Source organism: Paenibacillus sp. N119s (genome assembly GCF_059447605.1).
Genome location: NZ_JCAJRU010000009.1, coordinates 1 through 17,735, shown reverse-complemented (window position 1 = coordinate 17,735; position 17,735 = coordinate 1). Strand labels below are relative to the sequence as shown.

15 protein-coding genes, 1 pseudogene and 1 riboswitch are annotated in these 17,735 nt (G+C 47.1%); of the genes and pseudogenes, 9 read left to right on the top strand and 7 right to left on the bottom strand.

What is annotated here, in order from left to right:
* Nucleotides 1-261: 261 nt before the first annotated feature.
* Complete coding sequence (locus AC5V8P_RS02465) at nt 262-855, bottom strand: DUF5317 domain-containing protein (protein WP_064796894.1); 594 nt, start codon at nt 853-855, stop codon at nt 262-264.
* A gap of 204 nt (nt 856-1,059) precedes the next feature.
* Between AC5V8P_RS02465 and AC5V8P_RS02460 the strand changes: the two genes are divergently transcribed.
* From AC5V8P_RS02460 to nfsA, 6 genes and pseudogenes are all read left to right on the top strand, one after another.
* Nucleotides 1,060-2,289, top strand: coding sequence for a multidrug effflux MFS transporter (locus tag AC5V8P_RS02460; RefSeq protein WP_063212351.1), 1,230 nt, complete (start codon nt 1,060-1,062; stop codon nt 2,287-2,289).
* A 371-nt stretch (nt 2,290-2,660) separates the two neighbouring features.
* Nucleotides 2,661-3,104: pseudogene (locus AC5V8P_RS02455) on the top strand (DUF3600 domain-containing protein); the annotation flags it as partial.
* A 119-nt stretch (nt 3,105-3,223) separates the two neighbouring features.
* Complete coding sequence (locus tag AC5V8P_RS02450) at nt 3,224-3,574, top strand: metal-sensitive transcriptional regulator (RefSeq protein WP_063212350.1); 351 nt, start codon at nt 3,224-3,226, stop codon at nt 3,572-3,574.
* Between the two features lie 57 nt (nt 3,575-3,631).
* Nucleotides 3,632-3,832 (top strand): copper ion binding protein, encoded by a 201-nt coding sequence (locus AC5V8P_RS02445; RefSeq protein WP_017427195.1) that lies wholly within the window; start codon nt 3,632-3,634, stop codon nt 3,830-3,832.
* Nucleotides 3,833-3,946: 114 nt separating this feature from the next.
* Nucleotides 3,947-6,403: a heavy metal translocating P-type ATPase gene (locus AC5V8P_RS02440; protein ID WP_063212349.1), complete on the top strand. Its 2,457-nt coding sequence runs from the start codon at nt 3,947-3,949 to the stop codon at nt 6,401-6,403.
* A 289-nt stretch (nt 6,404-6,692) separates the two neighbouring features.
* Nucleotides 6,693-7,436 (top strand): oxygen-insensitive NADPH nitroreductase, encoded by a 744-nt coding sequence (gene nfsA / locus AC5V8P_RS02435; protein ID WP_063212348.1) that lies wholly within the window; start codon nt 6,693-6,695, stop codon nt 7,434-7,436.
* Between the two features lie 180 nt (nt 7,437-7,616).
* Here the strand turns inward: nfsA and AC5V8P_RS02430 are convergent, their stop codons facing one another.
* The 5 genes from AC5V8P_RS02430 to AC5V8P_RS02410 form a co-directional block, all read right to left on the bottom strand.
* A complete protein-coding gene (locus tag AC5V8P_RS02430) occupies nt 7,617-8,462 on the bottom strand; it encodes a TatD family hydrolase (RefSeq protein WP_064796895.1) in 846 nt (281 codons plus the stop codon).
* Nucleotides 8,455-9,411 carry an ABC transporter ATP-binding protein gene (locus tag AC5V8P_RS02425; RefSeq protein ID WP_064796896.1) on the bottom strand — a complete coding sequence of 319 codons (957 nt, stop codon included), beginning with the start codon at nt 9,409-9,411 and terminating at the stop codon, nt 8,455-8,457. Before AC5V8P_RS02425 ends, AC5V8P_RS02430 begins: the two co-directional genes overlap by 8 nt.
* Before the next feature lie 44 nt (nt 9,412-9,455).
* Entirely contained in the window at nt 9,456-10,232 is a 777-nt protein-coding gene (locus AC5V8P_RS02420) for an ABC transporter permease (protein ID WP_064796897.1), read from the bottom strand.
* Complete coding sequence (locus tag AC5V8P_RS02415) at nt 10,229-10,522, bottom strand: MTH1187 family thiamine-binding protein (protein WP_064796898.1); 294 nt, start codon at nt 10,520-10,522, stop codon at nt 10,229-10,231. Before AC5V8P_RS02415 ends, AC5V8P_RS02420 begins: the two co-directional genes overlap by 4 nt.
* A gap of 414 nt (nt 10,523-10,936) precedes the next feature.
* Nucleotides 10,937-11,980, bottom strand: a complete 1,044-nt coding sequence (locus AC5V8P_RS02410; protein ID WP_064796899.1) for an ABC transporter substrate-binding protein — start codon at nt 11,978-11,980, stop codon at nt 10,937-10,939.
* 194 nt (nt 11,981-12,174) lie between these two features.
* Nucleotides 12,175-12,284: riboswitch (TPP riboswitch) on the bottom strand.
* A gap of 267 nt (nt 12,285-12,551) precedes the next feature.
* On the opposite strand from AC5V8P_RS02410, the gene AC5V8P_RS02405 reads away from it, so the two are divergent.
* The 3 genes from AC5V8P_RS02405 (at nt 12,552) to AC5V8P_RS02395 (ending at nt 16,644) form a co-directional block, all read left to right on the top strand.
* On the top strand, nt 12,552-12,986 hold the full coding sequence (locus AC5V8P_RS02405; RefSeq protein ID WP_063212342.1) for a pyridoxamine 5'-phosphate oxidase family protein: 435 nt from the start codon (nt 12,552-12,554) through the stop codon (nt 12,984-12,986).
* 218 nt (nt 12,987-13,204) lie between these two features.
* Nucleotides 13,205-15,307 carry a bifunctional 2',3'-cyclic-nucleotide 2'-phosphodiesterase/3'-nucleotidase gene (locus AC5V8P_RS02400; RefSeq protein WP_064796900.1) on the top strand — a complete coding sequence of 701 codons (2,103 nt, stop codon included), beginning with the start codon at nt 13,205-13,207 and terminating at the stop codon, nt 15,305-15,307.
* Between the two features lie 275 nt (nt 15,308-15,582).
* Nucleotides 15,583-16,644, top strand: a complete 1,062-nt coding sequence (locus AC5V8P_RS02395) for an EAL domain-containing protein (RefSeq protein ID WP_064796901.1) — start codon at nt 15,583-15,585, stop codon at nt 16,642-16,644.
* Between the two features lie 144 nt (nt 16,645-16,788).
* Here AC5V8P_RS02395 and AC5V8P_RS02390 read toward each other — a convergent pair.
* Nucleotides 16,789-17,735 (bottom strand): hypothetical protein (locus tag AC5V8P_RS02390; RefSeq protein WP_495473548.1); only part of this gene is annotated, 947 nt, incomplete at its 5' end.

Sequence of the window (17,735 nt, the reverse complement as noted above, 5' to 3'; positions counted from 1 at the left end):
CTTGATGTCAAAGCTACCAGGGGTGAATGAGATAATTTACAATTTTGTAATCGAAAATTTCACATGAAAAAACAGGCCGGAATCCAGCCTGTTTTGTTGAGCCTGTGCTTCCCTTTTTATCTTATCGGTGACTAGCCTCCGATTTTGTAACCGGAAGTCAAAGCGATTACGACAGAAGCAACGATAATAGCATTGATAATCACACGGGAGTATTTCAAGTTCTTCATAAGGTTCCCTCCCTTCCTTGGAATAAGATCTGAACTAGGCGTGGTGGGGGTTGGTTTCTTGTTGATTATCCTTATTTCTGTTCACGACCATCACATTTTGGATAAACAGGAACATCCCGAAGTTCATGACGACATCTCCAATACTAATCACCTGTGTCCGGGGATAGGGCTTGGATAGGGGAATGATGTCACCAAGCAATGATAAACGTGTGCTCGCATCCATCATGTAATGTTTCGAGATGACACTTCCGGACTTAAGCATATCTGTGTAATAGGGACCAAGCACCTCTGAAGCGCTCAACGAGACCGGCATTCTGCCGCCATTTACCGCCATCACGATAAAATTCATTAATACGCCGATTAAAATAAGCTTGAATCCCTTATGATCTCTGTTCAACCAGAGAAATATCAATCCGACCATGTAAATTCCCATAAATAGATACCCATTCATGGCTGCCAGCCAAGCCCACTTTTCCTGAGCATAAAAAATAATGAATTGAATCGCCAGCAGCAGCGGGAACATCCAGCCGGCTTTAAGGCGAATATGACTGAAACGGATCAGACCCTGCCGCCAGCCTCCTCTGAACAGACCTACAATGAGACCCAGCAGCACTCCATCATAGACCATTATCATTCTCCAGATTCTACAATTTTTTTTGTTTTGGTTACTCTGATAATTCGACCTGAAATTGGTAAATTCCTGCCTGATTTATAGCAGTTTTGAAAAAAAATTGCGGATTAGCGTGTAATTATTCGAAGCCAGACGAAATGAATGATATCATAACATATTGAAGTCAATATTTACATTTTAGTGAAAAGGATGATTATTATCATGAACCGGTTATCCAATACGGTAATGGTTGCCGCAGATATGACCAAATCACGGATATTATGGATTGCCTTTGTCCTGGGTGCTTTAAGTGCCTTCGGACCGTTGTCCATAGATATGTATTTGCCGTCCCTGCCTACTTTAGCCGACAATTTGCATACGACGACTTCGCTGGCACAGCTTAGTCTGACAGCCTGTCTGTTGGGACTGGCCGTTGGTCAGATCGTTGCTGGTCCGCTTAGCGATGTGAGGGGGCGCAGAGGACCGCTGGTTATCTCGTTAATTTTGTACGCTGCAGCATCGCTGTTATGTGTGTTTGCGCCGAATATCGGTGTGCTCATTGCGCTTCGGTTTATCCAAGGCCTTACGGGGTCAGCGGGGATCGTAATTTCTAGAGCTGTGGCACGTGATCTGTACTCGGGCAAAGAACTGACACGCTTTTTCTCACTGCTCATGTTGGTGAATGGCGTGGCTCCCATTGCTGCACCTGTGCTGGGCGGTGCCATTTTGAATTTTGTTTCCTGGCGCGGTGTATTCATGGTGCTATGTGTAGTTGGTGTAGCTATGCTGATTGCCGTCGTATTGGGTCTTCCAGAAACGTTGCCAACGAATCGCCGTTCATCCGGTGGCTTGAAGCAGACGCTAGGAACACTCGGTCATCTGTTTGCGGATCGACGTTTTATGGGTTATGCCCTTTCGCAGGCGCTGATTACGGGGGCGATGTTCGCGTACATCGCCGGCTCGCCTTTCGTGCTTCAGGATATTTTCGGGGTTTCTCCCCAGATGTATAGCATCATTTTTGCGGTGAATGGCTTGGGGATTGTACTGTTCTCCCAATTAACCGGTAGACTCGTAGGTCGATTTAGCGAACGACAGTTGCTCTTGTCGGGCCTGGTGATTGCGGCTGTAGCCGGGATCAGCTTGCTTGCCGTAGCTTTTACCGGAGGCCAATTGTTCGCTGTATTAATTCCGATGTTTTTTGTCGTATCTTGCGTAGGTATTGTGAGTACAACGACGACTTCACTGGCAATGCAGAGTCAGCAGCGTTCCGCAGGCAGTGCCTCCGCCATGCTTGGCTTGTTGCCTTTATTGCTGGGCTCCATTGCTTCACCGTTGGTGGGCTTGGGTAGTGGAACAACCCCCGTACCGATGGCGGTCGTTATTGCTGTAGCTGAGCTTGGTGCGTTGTTAAGCTTTGTTGTACTTGCCAAGGAAGCACACGCGAAGGCTTAAAACAGGGCAATTTGAACTGAAAACTCCCATGGACTGATGCATGAATCACTTCAGACCACGGGAGTTTTTTTATCGTTCTACAATCGAGCTATCTTCGGCTTCCATTGCAAGGGAAGGTGTCTGTTTTAAGTACATACGAGAAGGTTTGTGAATCAGAATCGAAATCAAAATGATGATATGAACGGGAAAGAAAGATATGCAAAGGCTATCTCATCTCCTATATGATACAAAAAAATCGAACGATATTCCCCGTGCCTTCCAATATATAGTGTGAGCCGAAAGAGAGGAGGGGATTAGGATCGAACAGCGCAAGGAGGTGGCTAGATTGGCACAGGAAGATCAGATGACAATGCTTGTAGCTCCAACAAGCACAGGGACGTTTGTCGAAGGAAGAGTTTAGTGTTTTTATGGGATTACTAAAGGAACTGGGAGCCTATAATCTTAAAATAACGGACAAAAACGGGACGCTCTATAAGGAGCGTTTAAGCGCCGAAGAACAGCGTGATTATAATCGGATAACCGCCGAGCTGGAAACGTACTTTGATAAATTGAATCAGGAGGAATTTCAAACTCATAAGAGTATAGATTTACAGGACGAGTTAGACTATGCGAAAAAAGCCTTAAGTGAGGATGAATTTGTGAAGTTCCGTGTTTTGTTTACGGAGTTTTACAAGTATGTTCCGCGTATAACGGGCGAGAATGGGGTACTGTATCCAGATCGTTTGTCTGAAAGGGAAAGGGAAGATTACGAGGGGCATTTAAAGCTGCTTCAGCCTTATTTTGATCAGTTTAATTCGTTAGAGAAGAAACAGTGACAAAAATTAAGGCGAATAGGTGACATTCTACTGGAATGTTGACATACCCCACGGGGGTATATTATGATGGTGATATAACAAAAGCATGAATGCATATACACCACACAGGAGGCTGATGTATGGCTGAGGAGCAACCTGTTTCCCACACTGAAGTCCACGGGACTCATTGTGGAACAGATGGGGAAAAGACAGTTAGAAAAAGTCATCATTCGGCGGAATTCAAGAACAGCCTTGTAACCCGGTTAAACCGTATTGAGGGTCAGGTTCGTGGGATTAAGGGCTTGATTGAGAAGGACACCTACTGTGATGATGTGCTGAACCAGATTGCGGCTGTTCAATCGGCCCTGAATGGTGTCGGCAAGCTATTGCTGGAAGGGCATATGAAAAGCTGTGTCATTGAGCGCATGCAGGCAGGAGAGCAGGAAGTGATTGATGAACTGCTGGTGACGGTTAAGAAGCTAATCCGTTAAAAGTAGCAGGTATACAAATTACGGGTATGAACGTACCCTTGAGGAGGAAACGAAAATATGGCACAAGTTACATTGAACGTAGAGGGCATGAGCTGTAATCACTGTGTAAAAGCCGTAGAAGGAGCTTTGGAGAAAGTAGGCGCTACCGGCAAGGTTAGCCTCGAAACGAAACAAGTAAGTGTAGAATATGACGAATCCAAGCTGAGTGTTGAGGCTCTGAAAACAGCTATTGAAGACCAAGGATATGATGTTGTTTAAGGTTAAGATGCTTTATGCGTGAACAGATTTGTTCGAAGGAAAAGCTTCCATATTAGGAGCTTTTTCTTTTTGAACATAATATACCCCTCAGGGGTATATGGGAGGAGGCCTACCATGGAAAACCGTACAACTGACGGTGATAAGCATACAACGCTTCATATTACGGGGATGTCTTGCGCAGCCTGCGCAAGCCGTATTGAAAAAGGTTTAAATCGAATAGACGGCGTGGCGCACGCTAATGTGAATTTGGCTTTGGAGCAGGCGTCCATATCCTATGATCCCAAGCAGGTGGAAATCTCTGAATTCCGCGATAAAATTGCTTCTCTTGGTTTTGGAACTGTGAGTGAAGAAGCTAATTTGAATGTGACGGGCATGACTTGCGCGGCCTGTGCAGCTCGAATTGAAAAAGGATTAAACCGAATACCGGGTGTAACAGGTGCTACGGTAAATTTGGCGATGGAAACAGCTCATGTGGAATATGCTGCTGGGAGTACTACGATTAGTGATCTGGTAAGCAAGATTGAACAGCTGGGCTACGGGGCGATCCCGCAGAGTGCTGAGGACAATATTGCAGATGTCCGCAGTAAGGATATCCGGCGTAAAAAATGGAAGTGGATGATATCGGCAGTGCTGTCGCTTCCGTTGTTGTGGGCGATGGTGGCTCATTTTTCCTTTACCTCATGGATTTATGTGCCGCAATTGTTCTTGAATCCATGGTTTCAACTTGTACTTACAACACCCATTCAGTTCATCATTGGATGGCAGTTTTACGTAGGTGCTTATAAAGCGCTTCGCAACGGCAGTTCAAATATGGATGTATTAGTTGCTCTGGGTACGTCTGCAGCTTATTTTTACAGCTTGTACCTTACTCTACGTCCATCCGATGCTATGGAGGGAATGACGGGAATGCCTGTCATGACCATGCCAGAGCTGTATTACGAGACAAGTGCGGTACTCATTACGCTTATACTGGTCGGTAAATGGTTCGAGGCGGTAGCCAAAGGGCGCTCGTCTGAGGCGATCAAGAGCCTGATGAACCTACAGGCGACGACGGCACGTGTGGTACGTGATGGGCAAGAGCTGGATATACCGATCGAACAAGTGCGTGTAAAAGATATCTTTATTGTGCGCCCAGGGGAGAAAATTCCCGTCGATGGTGTGGTCGTGGATGGACGTTCGGCAGTGGATGAATCCATGTTAAGTGGGGAGAGCCTTCCGGTTGAAAAAGGAGAGGGTTCCCCAGTCACAGGAGCCACCCTCAATAAAAATGGAGTACTTCGTATTCAGGCTGAGCGTGTAGGTGGGGATACGGCGTTGGCCCGGATTATTAAGGTCGTAGAAGATGCGCAAAACTCCAAGGCCCCGATTCAGCGGATTGCGGATCAAATCTCGGGGATTTTTGTACCCATCGTTGTTGCTGTTGCCGTGTTGACGTTTCTCGTCTGGTTTTTCCTTGTGACACCGTCTGACTTTGCAGGGTCATTGGAGAAAATGATTGCAGTTCTCGTCATTGCTTGTCCTTGTGCGCTCGGATTGGCTACCCCAACGTCCATTATGGCAGGCTCGGGACGTGCCGCTGAATACGGTATTTTGTTCAAGGGTGGCGAGCATTTAGAAATGACCCGTTCTGTCAACGCAGTGATTTTGGATAAGACAGGTACGGTTACGAACGGCAAGCCAGAATTGACGGATGTTATGGTTGGAGCAAGCAGCCTGACTGAAACGGATTTGCTGCGATTACTCGGTGCGGCAGAAAAAAGCTCGGAGCATCCGCTGGCGGAAGCTATTGTAAAAGGGATTACTGATCGAGGCATTGAGCTAGTGGATCCGACGGATTTTGAAAATATTCCGGGCTATGGTGTGAAGGCCCATGTGGAAGGCAGACAAGTATTGGTGGGCACACGTCGATTAATGAGCAGGGAAGCCATCGCGATTGATGATTCAGTCGAGCAGCAAATGAATGAATTGGAAGGCGCAGGGAAAACGGCGATGCTTGTCGCTGTGGATGGTTCCTATGCCGGATTGGTGGCCGTGGCAGATACGATTAAAGAAACGTCACGGGAAGCTGTTGCCCGTTTGCGAGCAATGAACATTGAAGTCATCATGATTACAGGTGACAATGAAAGGACAGCGCAGGCTGTTGCCGCCGAGGCGGGAATTGAACGCGTGCTGGCGGAAGTGCTGCCTGAAGGAAAGGCCGAAGAAGTGAAACGACTTCAAGAACAGGGCAAGATCGTAGCCATGGTCGGGGATGGTATTAACGATGCGCCAGCGCTGGCCACAGCCCATATAGGGATGGCAATGGGCACAGGTACCGATGTAGCTATGGAGGCTGCCGATATTACTCTCATGCGTGGTAACTTGAACAGCATTCCGGACGCGATCGAAATGAGTCGCCGGACCATGACAAACATACGGCAAAACCTGTTTTGGGCGCTCGGTTATAACGTGATCGGCATTCCGATTGCTGCTTTGGGCTTTCTTGCTCCATGGTTGGCGGGAGCGGCCATGGCATTTAGCTCTGTTTCGGTCGTACTGAATGCGCTGCGTCTCCAACGGGTGAAACTGTAAGTGTAGTGATGTATCAGGCAGACGCATGCTGCTGGAAATTTCCGCAGCAAGATCAATTTGTAATTTGGAGCAAGCACGCACAATTTTGGCTTTCTGTGTGCTTGCTTTTTTGTTGTTTTTTATTTTATGTATTCCATAGTGTCGTCCTTCATTGCGTTAGGTTGCTTATCACTGGCGAAAGTTTCATAATATTTGTAGGAGTGCCATGTAAACATGCAAGAACTTTTTCGCGTACTCACAGCTTGAAGCAGATAAAGAGCTTAAATTATGGATTAGGAGTGAAGCAGTCATGAATGATACGATTTCCTTGTTGATGAACCATCGGTCTGTACGAAAATTCAAATCAGACCCCATTACCGACGAGCAGCTCGCAGCTATTGTGGCAGCTGGCCAAATGGCATCCTCGTCCAGCAATGTGCAGGCATATACCGTTATTGCCGTTACAGAGCCCGCTTTAAAAACAAAACTGGCCGAGTTGGCCGGAGGGCAGGCTTACGTTGAGCAATGCCCGACATTTCTGGTATGGTGCGCAGACCTGTATCGGTTGAAGCAGGTGACGATTCACCATCAGCCAGGGCAGCCTTCCTACGAAGGGTCCGTCGAAAATTATACGGTTGCAACCGTCGATGCCGCTTTAGCCGCACAAAATGCAGCGGTGGCCGCTGAATCACTGGGCCTGGGCATCGTTTACATCGGGGGCATTCGTACTAAAATAGCAGAGGTAGCCGAGTTGTTAGGGCTGCCAGAGCTGGTGTATCCAGTATTCGGGATGTGTATTGGTGTACCGGATCAGGAAACGGGCTTACGTCCACGTCTTCCGCTGTCCGGTGTGTTGCATATGAACGGCTACGACAAAAATCAGACGATGAAAGCTGTAGAGGCATACGACCACACATCAGCCGAATATTTGAAGGAACGTACGGGTGGTCAACGCTCTACACCTTGGTCTGAGCAAATGGCCACGAGATTGACCGAACCAGCGCGCTTGCAGTTAAAGCCATTTTTGGAACAGAAGGGTTTCTTGAAGCAATAAAAGTGGAATAGCGACAAAAAATACTTCCATGTGAAGTGGTGTTTGAGTAACATGTATATTTAAAATTAAAATTACAAGAACCTCCCTAATTACGCATGAAGTTTCGCGTACATAAGGAGGTTCTTTGCTTTGACTAGAAGCCTGTGATTGTGAGCTTTTTCGTAAATAGCTGATATGCCTTTAGGAATTAGACAGAGAGTAGAAGCGTTTCGTATTATCATAAAATAATTGACGGACAGCAGCCTCATCTTGACGGGTCAGTTTGCTATACGCGCGAATGACCTCGGCAGTCATCCATGGATGCGTCTGTTGTCCGGTAAAAGGACCCTCAAACGGCCATGGGCCGTCTGTCTCTGCCATAACCTGATTAGATGGATATTGTCTTGCCAAACTGCGGATCTCTTCTTCGTACACGAGATCCGGAGTGAAGGACACATAATAGCCGTTCCGGGCCATACGTTCAGTCGTGGCGACCGAGCCCTTGAACCAGTGAAAATGCGCCTGCGTAACGCCGTAACGCTCCAACAGGTCGCAGGCAATATCTGCGTCCTCGTAAACGGCGTGCAGTACGATGGGCTTGTTATGCTTGCTTGCAAACTGGACAAAACGCTCCAGCAACGCAATATAGGGAGCGAGGTCAAAAGCATCTCCACTGCGTGTAGCCTCCAGCCGATTGTAATAGGGCAAGCCAACTTCACCCACCGCGACCATCTGCTGTACATGTTCGTCCATCCAGTCAAATAACAGGTCAAGCTCGGTTTGTGGCGGTAGAGCCTGTTCGGGATGGAAGCCGAAGGCTGGTCGTACCAGCCCGGGCCAACGCTCAGCTAGGCGCAAGTTGGCTTGGCTGGAGGCAAGATGCATGGACACGGCTATGATGGCTTCGACATGGTTATCGGCAAGCGAAGCGAGCAATGGCTCATGTTGTTCCGGCGGATAGCTGTCAACATGAATGTGCGCGTCGATTAAAGGAATGATTGCTGCCGCTTTCGAGCTATTTGCAGCGTGTAGGTTCCAATCATTCATAATGGTTTACCCCGCCGTCAGAGGTGTTTTTATGTACACCTTCAACGTTGTTTATGTTATCGTCCAGTTTGTACTTCTCCTCACGCATCCAGCCAGTCATTGTCCGCTTCCATTCCATAAAGCGTGGATCGAGGGTGATTTCTTCCCTACGCGGACGGGGAAAAGGAACGTCTACGACATGCACCACTGAAGCAGGTCGCGCTGACAGCACATAGATGCGGTCGGAGAGCAGCAGTGCTTCCTCGATGCTGTGAGTGATGAACAGCACAGAGCGGCGGTTCTTCTCCCACATCTGCAACAACCATTGCTGCATATCTGCGCGTGTCAGCGCATCGAGTGCGCTGAACGGCTCATCCAGCAGCATTAGCTCCTGCGGGCTAAGCAGGGCGCGAAGAAAGGCCGCTCGCTGCTGCATGCCACCAGACAGCGTATGCGGGTATGCCTTCGCAAACTTGCCCAGTCCAACCTGCTCGAGCCATTGCAAGGCTTCTTTGCGGCGTTCACGTTCGCTGACGGATCGTGAGCTCGCTGCCGCATCTTTTCGCGGTGCGTTTTCCTGCCCGAGCAGTATGTTGTCCAGTGTAGTGCGCCACGGGAAAAGAGCGGGCTGCTGCGGCATGTAGCTGATATGCCCGCGTTCACCAGTTATATCCCGTCCATGCATACGAATACGTCCCTGCTGTGGCTGGAGCAGCCCGCCGATAATGTGAAACAGCGTGCTTTTGCCACTGCCTGACGGACCAATGAGGGAGACAAATTCTCCCGGCTTGACGGTGAGAGATACATCCTGCAATACAGGCAGGGAGCTTCGCTTTTCCCGGAAGGCGAGGCTGATCCTGTCTAATTCCAAAGCAGGAGGAGGAGTAGACGTTAATACCTGCGCTTCTCCGGCTTGTTGCTGTTCATCACCCATGTGTGGTGATGTCAAATCCGTCGGATGCAGACTCATATGTGCCACGTCCTTTCGTTGAGGCCTTTAATTCAATATGGATGCTATTCTTGATCGGGTTTCCAGCGAACCAACCATTTTTCCAGTAGTAGAATAATCACAAACATCAGTAAGCTGAGTGTAACAATAATACCGATAGCGGCAAAAATGAGATCCGTGCGATAGGCAGATTTTTGCAACAACATATAATATCCAATTCCTTCACTGGCCCCAATCCATTCCGCAATGATCGCACCCATCACACTATAGGTAGCAGCGATCTTGATGCCGGAGAATACTTGCGGCAAGGAGTGAGGTAGCTCTAGCTTCATAAAAATAGCCCTGCGGCTAGCACCCGACATCCGCATATAGTTCATCATCACACGGTCTGTCCGTGTCAACCCGTCCATAGCCGCTACGGCCACGGGAAAAAAGCATACTAAAGTAATGACCATAAGCTTGGGCAGCACGCCAAAACCGAACCATACCATGAGCAACGGACCGAGAGCGATGATCGGAATGTTTTGACTAAGGATCAAGAGCGGGTACAGAGCAGATTTGAGAAAAGGAATGATATGAAGAACGATAGCGATCAGCAGTCCCGTTGCTGTTCCTATAGCAAATCCCGCAAGCGTCAGGCGAATCGTAGCCCAAGTATGGGCACCAAGCAACGCCGATTGCGCCATACCCTCTTGAACGATTAGGGAAGGAGCTGGCAGCAGCCAGGATTCAATATGTAAATAGGAAACCGCTCCCTGCCAAGCCGCTAAAAAGAAGAGGACCGCCACAAGGGGCGGCCATACGCTTTTCCACCAGGATGCGTGCTTGCCTTTCAGATTCATGGGCGATACTTCTCGGTCAGCTTGCTCATGCTGATGCCCTGTGGGTTATGTGCGATTTTGATCTGTGAAATGACGCTGGGACTTCCGGCTTCTGTCAAGGCCTCATGCATGTCTTTGACCACTTTCAGCAATTCGTCCAATTCGCCCTCCATTGTCGTATCCAATGGGTTCACCTGATGCTTGACGCCAGAACGCTGAATCACCTCAATCGCCTTGTCTACATATGGGTAAGAATCTTCGTTATTAGGAGTTTTAGGGATGACTTGAATACTGAGCAATGTGTTCGCCATGCGAATTTCACCTGTCCTTTATTTGGAGTAGTATTGGGAAATAAATTGGTTTAAGGTGGGGAGACCGCTTCGTTTCTTCAGATTCAAATGAACCGCTCCGCTGCCAACCGCCTTAAAAGCACTTTAGTTTTTTGATAGATTGGGTTGCATTTTTACACACAAGCGCACCTGCTTTTGCGTTTAGATACTATGAGACTAAAGAATAAACCAAGAGGTACGAGAACGAAGTGCACGGAATGGTGCTGTACAAGCAAAGCGGTCGCTTTTGTCCCCGGATTTCTACCCTGTGATGCTTTATTCGGGAAATCCCGTGACGGTGGCGATGGGAAGTATCCTCCGTCCGCTTAGTGGTAATTCGTTCACTTCTCTAGTTCCGTTTTATTTAGTTGGTCATTTAGCGTTTTTACAAAATGATCAACGCTTGGGCAAGAAGTCATTTGTGAAGGCTTTATCGACTTCCAAAGGTTTGCTGAGCAGCTTGCGTTCGTACATCCAGTCCGAGTAGTTTTTCCATACCTCTGCTTTTTGTACGCCCCATTGCGCGGCATCGTCCTGATAACGCGGGCTTAGCCATTTTTGACTAGCGAGTACCAGTTTTTTGTCCAGCTCTGGCACAGCTTTACTTAAGATATCTGCCGCTTCTTCCGGATGAGCGATAGTGTATTCATAGCCTTGTGCAGTAGCGTCCATAAACGCTTTGACCAGGTCAGGATCATTTTTTATCGTCTGCTCATTGCTCACAATTACAGGTGTATAGTAATCGAGGCTTTTGGAATAATCTTTTACATACAGCATATCCAATGGCTCACCTCGAAGCTTGGCCTCAATTCCGGTCCATGCGTAGAAAATCCAGGCAAAGTCAATATCCCGCTTCACAGCTGTGAAATAGTCTGCATTGCCCATGTTGACGATCTTCACTTTGCTCACATCACCTTGGTCTGAATCCATGATGGATTTCATGACCGCTTCTTCTACAGGTGAACCCCAGCCGCCGTAGCTTTTACCCTCGAAATCTTTCGGGCTTTTAATTCCGCGGTCTATCGGGGCTGCGAAGCCAGAGGTATTATGCTGAATCACCGCAGCGATGGATACGAGCGGCACGCCTTGGATGCGAGCCTGAGTAACGCCTTCCTGATAACTGATCCCAAAAGGTGCGGCATTCGAAGCAACCATCTGATCAGCTCCGCCTGAACCTGGTTGAACAATTTGGACATTCAAACCCGCTTTTTCGTAAAATCCCTTGTCCTTGGCGACATAGAGCCCCGTGTGATTCGTATTGGGTGTCCAATCAAGCACGACTTTAACATCTTTAAGCCCCTTTGCCGGAGTAGACGTTGAAGTGCCGGCAGCAGGAGCAGCCTGTTGAGATGTAGGGGGATTACCGCCGCAAGCGGTCAGAGTCAGAGCCATGAGCCACAGAGTGATCAGACCCAGGCTTAACATGTTCATGCGCTTCATTCGTTGTGTTCTCTCCTTTTAATTACCCGTTATCCGTCCAATCAGACAGCTTATGTTCCCCATTTTCACAAAAATAACATCTGCCAGAATGCAATCTTTCCAACAACTTCATCTTCAACAAAAAAAGCGTCCCGAGATTCCGGGACGCTTGCGCTTGTATATACCAAAGTAAGGGATGTCCTGTATTAAAAAGGCACATCTTGCTCAAGCATTCCTACGCTGGCATTACCCAGATCAGGTTGTAAGGGTCAGTGTCTTGGGACACACTCTCAGCCGGCCGATTCCAGCACCCCTGGCATTGTATGGTTTAATGGGTTTGTTTATTCGGGTTTACTACGACGATTATATGCCTTGATCGCGGGTCTGTCCAGCCTTGAGGGAGGGCTTACGGTTCATTTAGCGAATGACAGGGTACACTTTTACTGTGAGCTTTGATCTGAAAATGTACATGAATCATCAGTCTGATTCGGTCATGTTATTTTTAGAGCAGCCGCACAGTATGTTCTGAAGGGCTGATGCCAGGTGGCAAAGCCGTATAGAATTCTAATTCGTAAAAAGGAGTTGTTGTACTGTGGGTAAAACGGAGACATTGGATCGCAGTCAGCTGGAACAAGCCATTGTGAAGGCTTTGGATAACAACAAATTTTGCTCGTTAGGTACGGTAGAGGGCGGAAAACCGAAAGTACGCTATATGGCCCTTTTTAACGATGGAATGAACATTCATCTAGCAACGGATCGCAAAACACATAAAGTGGAGGAGCTAAAGGACAATCCGAATGCTTATCTGCTGCTGGGGTATGAGGTGGGGGGCACGAAGGAAGTCTTGGAAGTCGAGGCTACCGTCCAGGTTACAGCTGATGAGGGGTTACGCAAACAAGTGTGGAATGATTCTCTGAAAAAATGGTTTTCTGGACCTGACGATCCCGATTATGTTATTTTAGATGTGAATCCGACTCGTATTGAGTACGTGGGTCAACAAATGGAGCGCCAGGTGTGGACGAAATAGAAATATAAAAGGACAAGCCAGCAAATTTCCAATCTTTTTAGGAGATTTACTGGCTTTTATTTTTATTCGAAAACTAATTATTTTTTCATAAATATTTTAAGCAAATGACTACTCTTTTGTCCTACATTGGATTAAAATAGGAATGGTGGGTTCAAAGCTTACATATATGTGCAAAAGTATGTATATGAGGCATACACCTTAATAAGGAGGGGTATATTTTGTTATTTCGTAAAAATTGGTTTAAAGGGTTTACAGCAGCAGTTGTAGCTTGTAGCCTGTTGGTGTTTTCGGCCGCTCCATCCTGGGCAGCTAGCGATTCTCGCGATAGCGGTACGGTGAATCTGCGGATCATGGAAACCACGGATATTCATGGGGCACTGATGAATTATGACTACTATTCAGACAAAGAAACCAACGAATATGGCTTGGTTAGTACAGCTAGTTTGATCCAGAAGGCACGTAGTGAAACAAGAAACAGTATGCTGTTCGATAATGGTGATTTGCTGCAGGGCAATCCATTAGATGATTATATGGCTCGTAACAAAACCTTCGAAAAAGAAGGCGGTGTCCATCCGGTCTACAAAATGATGAACTTGATGGGCTATGATGCAGCTACAGTGGGCAACCATGAATTCAACTACGGCCTCGACTTTCTGGACAAATCGCTCAAGGGAGCTGATTTTCCTTACGTAAATGCGAATGTTTATGTTGATAAAGAGGGCCAAGCTACAAAAAATCATTTTACCCCTTATCAGATTCTTGATAAAACAGTAATGGATGAGAAGGGCGAAGAGCATACACTCAAAGTGGGTATAATCGGTCTGGTAACACCTCAAATTATGCAGTGGGATGAGGCCAATTTGAAGGGGAAGGTTGTTACAAAGGATATTGTGGAAACAGCTAAAAAGTTTATTCCTCAAATGAAAACAGAAGGTGCTGACATTATTGTCGTACTTGCACATACAGGCTATGAGGATGTGCCGCAAACGCCAATGATGGAAAATGCCGTTAAATATTTGAGCAAGGTAGACGGAATTAACGCGATTCTGTTTGGGCATGCTCACAAATCTTTCCCAAGCTCAGATTTTAAAAATATGAGCGGGGTAGATCTGGATAAAGGAACCATTAACGGCGTGCCAGCAGTAGAAGCTTCATCATGGGGCAAGGATCTGGGCATTATTGATCTGAGCCTGGAAAAGAAAAACCGTGAGTGGCACGTAATCGACTCTCAGTCTCAAGTGCGTCCGGTTGTGAGTACCACCAATCAGGCTGCGCAGTTTATTCCTGATTTTAAACTGGTTGATGCGATTAAAGAAGAGCACCAAGGAACGCTGAATTATGTTCGTCAACCTGTCGGTACAACGACTGCACCAATTACCAGCTATTTTGCATTAGTGCAGGATGATCCGTCCATTCAAATTGTGACCAATGCACAGAAATGGTACGTTCAGAACCATCTTAAAGGAACAGAGTATGAAAAACTCCCTGTATTGTCGGCAGGCGCTCCATTCAAGGCCGGTGGTCGCAACGGTGCCGAGTATTATACCAACATTCCTGAAGGTACAATAGCGATCAAAAACGTATCCGATCTATACGTATACCCGAACACGATTAATGCCGTAGAAGTTACGGGTGCTGAAATTCAGGAGTGGCTGGAATGGTCTGCGGGTCAGTTCAACCGTATTGATCCTAGCAAAACTGAGGAACAATCGCTGATCAACAAAGATTTCCCAACCTACAATTTTGATGTGATTGACGGTGTGAATTATCAGATTGATGTAACTCAGCCTGCACGTTACGATGCCAAGGGTACTCTTATTGATTCTTCAGCCCATCGTATCAAGGATTTGCAATACAATGGGAAGGCTATTGATCCTGCCCAGAAATTTATCGTCGCGACCAATAACTATCGTGCTTCCTCTTCCAAGCTGGCCAATCCAGATGGCAAGCGAATTGTGATGGCAGCACCGGATGAAAGTCGTCAAGTCGTTATTGATTATATTCGGACGAACGGAACGATCAACCCGTCAGCGGACGGCAACTGGTCTATTGCTCCTTTTGGTCAGGCTAAGGTGACCTTCGAGTCCTCTCCTGACGCCAAAGATGTGCTGGCCGGAAATCAACAAATTTCATACTTGAGCAGTGCGGCAGACGGGTTTGCCAAGTATAGCTTAAAAGCTGGCGCGAAGCCTAGTACAGCAACAACTTCTGTAAAGGAAGCTGTAGCTCCCGCGAAGGCGACTGCGAAGCCAGTTGTTAAAACGGCCAAACCTGCGGTTGCAAAACCAGTTACAACAACGAAGCCAAAGACATCCAAATAATTTCGGATTTTAGCTTCGACTAGACACTATAATGAAGCAGCAATCTCTTTAACCAAGAGATTTGCTGCTTTTTTTAATGCCAAAGACAACACATCCCGAATTTATCTTGAGTGATAAAAAAGGCTTTGTTTTTGTCGAATATATACTTAAGTCCTAGTTTATCATTGAAAAAAAGCTGTTTTTTTGTAATAAAACGTAATTATATAGTACTTTTGTTCTAGTTGTTTGTGATATAATGATAAAAAACCGGAAAATCGTTCTCGAGGAGGACCATTATGACTTGCAGCAATTGCAGCATCATATTACCTATTAAGGATCAAGGATTGCTGAAAATTAGGCATTCTAGGGTGTTGCTTACTCCAGCATTAGACGGCTTGGGTATGCTTTCGGAACAAGTGAAACAAGAACAATGGTGTGAGGATATTATTGTGTTTCGCTATGACAGCCGTTCAGCGTTGGAGCGGCTGGTTAACGGACTGGCTCGTCTGCCACAGGAATGCTTGGACCGCATGCGAGTTGTGGTGACTGGCTTGCATCATGTTGAGGGATTTGAGGACTGGCTTTTATTTAGTCAATTGCAAGCTCGACTGCAATATCCAGATTTGGTGAGTATTATTAACAATCAATGCTTTACCAGCCATATGCAGCCCATCGTTAACTACAACCTGAATATCATCGGGTTTGAGTTTCTGCTGCGTCCGTCACAGCCAGATAAGTCTTTTCAGCCTTTCCGACTGTTTGAAGTGGCCCGTGAAGCTGGCTTGCATGCTCATTTGGATCGCTCGGCTCGTATTTCCGCTATTGAAAAAAGTGCGACATGCCTTCCGGCGGGAATTAAACGATTTATTAACTTTCTCCCTTCAACCATTTATAATCCGGCTTATTGCTTGCATCATACCTTTGAGACGATTGAACGGTTATCCATGAATACAGAGGATTTTGTGTTTGAGGTCGTAGAGACGGAAGAAATAGATGACCTCAATTTTTTGCATCAAATCTTTGAACAATATCGTACACGGGGAGTTTCGGTGGCATTGGACGATGTAGGGGCAGGCTATTCTACGACAGAGCTAATGAATTGCCTCCAGCCGGATTATGTTAAAATTGATCGCAGTATAATTGATGGTTGTTATCGTAACAGTGATCAGAAACGGCAAATTACAGGGATCGTGGAATCTGCTTTTCGTTTTGGAGGTCAAGTGTTGGCTGAAGGCGTAGAGCAATTGGAGGATTTTGAATTTTGCCGTGATGCAGGAGTGTCACTGGCCCAGGGCTATTTGTTTGGTAAGCCCGAGTCTTCTCCGCCTTCGAACTTTATACTGAGCAGAGTAGTGTAATCAGAAATAGCGTTTTCTATATAATAAAATCGATATAAATAACCCGGTGATCTATGATCACCGGGTTATTCCACATTTTTAGAGCAATCAAGTTTTTTTATGCATGATTAAGCCAGCTCATGCGTCCAGCTCATGTGATTACGATTATAGCGTGATGACGTATAACCCCAGCGGTGTGGTTGCACTACCTGCAACCATGAAGCTAAGAGAATAGCTGGTCTTGCCGGGAGGGACGCTAATGTCAGCCAGTCGGCATACTTTGGTATTATCTTGAAGCAAGGGGATACCATATACATGACCATCCACGCGTACAGACCCGGCGAACGCACCTCCACGTGGATTGGCATAGATTCGTACAGTACGTCTCTCACTACTGTGATTAAGGATAGGAATGGTTGCGTTATATATCGTTCCGAATTGTCCACGATTATCAAGGGCAGGTCCCAGCTCGCTACGTGCCCCGGTAAACAGCAGATCGACAGGAGTTTCACCGTTCAGCTTCTTAGTAGCACATGCTCGGTAGTTGGCACTATGCCCTACTACATACTCCGGCATGCGCGCATTTGTTTCAGAAAAGGACCATACTCCCCGCGGATGCGCCTGCGGCGGGGGAACGGGAGGGAGCGCATCCATATGAATGTCGCGCAGATCGGTCTTCGTATCTTTGCTGACTACCGTGCGAATCACGTAATCCAGCGTCCCGTGGCCTTCGGCGTATTCTACCGTGAGGTCGTAGATGAATCCGGCCAGTGATCCTTCGGGCAACTCAAATTCCTCCAGCAAGGCGGTGCCTTTGCCGAATTTGTGGCGGTCTGCTGGCTTCAGACGTTTCATCGTACCTGCCAAACAGCTTTTGGCAATAGATTGCCCAACATCAATGATCCAGTTGCCGTCCTCGGGTACAATCTCAAGCGCACGTTCAATATGGCGTACTTCCAGTTGGGCCGTGCCTTTGTTCTCTACGGTGATGCCCAGCTTAACAGGTCTGCCGATTTTGTTATAATGCCAGCCGAAAATCCGGTGCTTGACTGTCCGGGTGGTAGTGCGAACCACATCATGCCACAGAGTGGCTTGCTCGGTAGGTACCGTCA